Source organism: Candidatus Symbiothrix dinenymphae (assembly GCF_001431085.1).
In genome coordinates this window covers 1-1,275 of the sequence record NZ_BBRU01000038.1, presented here as the reverse complement: position 1 = coordinate 1,275, position 1,275 = coordinate 1, and the positions used below count along the sequence as shown (strand labels likewise).

1 protein-coding gene is annotated in these 1,275 nt (G+C 43.5%); it reads left to right on the top strand.

Annotated elements, in window-relative coordinates:
* Positions 1-1,275: RHS repeat domain-containing protein (locus ASC50_RS00750; protein WP_304518300.1), on the top strand; the 1,275-nt coding region annotated here is incomplete at both ends.

The following is a 1,275-nucleotide window of genomic DNA, read 5'->3' as shown; positions in this document are numbered from 1 at the left end:
ACGAGGCACAGAAAAAACCAATTACGTATATGATAATTTGCATCGCCTGCATGGTGTTTCTATCTCCGACCAGCATAAATCGTATGAGTATGATGATTTTGACCGAATCAAAAAAGCTACTGATGTGGTCGGCGAAAATAAAATTTTCACACGAAGTATAGAATATGACCGTTTAGGGCGTGTTTACAAAGAAACATACCCAAGTGGCTATGTGATTACCAATATTTACGATTCTTACAGCTACCTCACCTCTGTAAAAGATGTTGACAACCGTACGATATGGGCTGCCACAGAAAGCAATGCGCACGGGCAATTGACGAAAACGCAAAGCGGAGGCAAAACAACAACGTTTGGATTTGACAGCAGAGGATTCCCGACTTCAATTGTTACACAAGGCATTACAAACCTCGCGTATAGTTTTGATGCCAAAGGAAATTTGGAGTACCGACAAGATAGAAGAATAGGTTATAAAGAATCGTTTGCTTACGATGATAAAAACCGATTGACTGATTGGGATGACAATTTCCTGACTTACGATGCCAACGGCAATATTGCGAAAAAAAGCGACTTGGGCGATTTCACTTTGCATTATGGTGCCGAAGGCAGACCCCATGCATTAGATTCAATTTCAGGGGTTCCGAGTTTTATGTCGAACGAGCAGAAAATTGATTATACTGATTTCAAAAAGGTCAAGAAGGTTGCAGAAGACGGCAACGTTTTGAATATTTCTTATGGCACGGACGAGCAACGCATCAAATCGGTGCTGACTAAATCCGGCACATCGCTAACTCGTTATTACATGGGCAATTACGAGGAAGAAACGCAAAACGGTGTTACCCGACAAATACACTATATCAGTGGCGGCAATGGTTTAGCGGCGGTGCTGATAGACAATACCTTGTACTACGCTCACACCGATTTTCAAGGTTCTTTAATTGCTTTATCGAATGAAGATGGCTCCGTAGCAGAACGCTATGCATACGACCCGTGGGGTAATCGACGCAATCCGACCAATTGGGCTCAGCGCGATACACGCACGGCGTTTATTCTCAGCAGAGGCTACACGATGCATGAGCATTTGGATGACTTCGCGCTCATCAATATGAATGGGCGGGTGTATGACCCGCTGACGGCGCAGTTTTTTAGTCCGGATCCTTATTTGCAAGCTCCCGGTGATTGGTTGAATTATAATCGGTATGCTTATTGTATGAATAATCCGTTTAAATATACCGACCCCTCTGGCGAAATCGCCTGGTTTATACCTGTGATTATTGG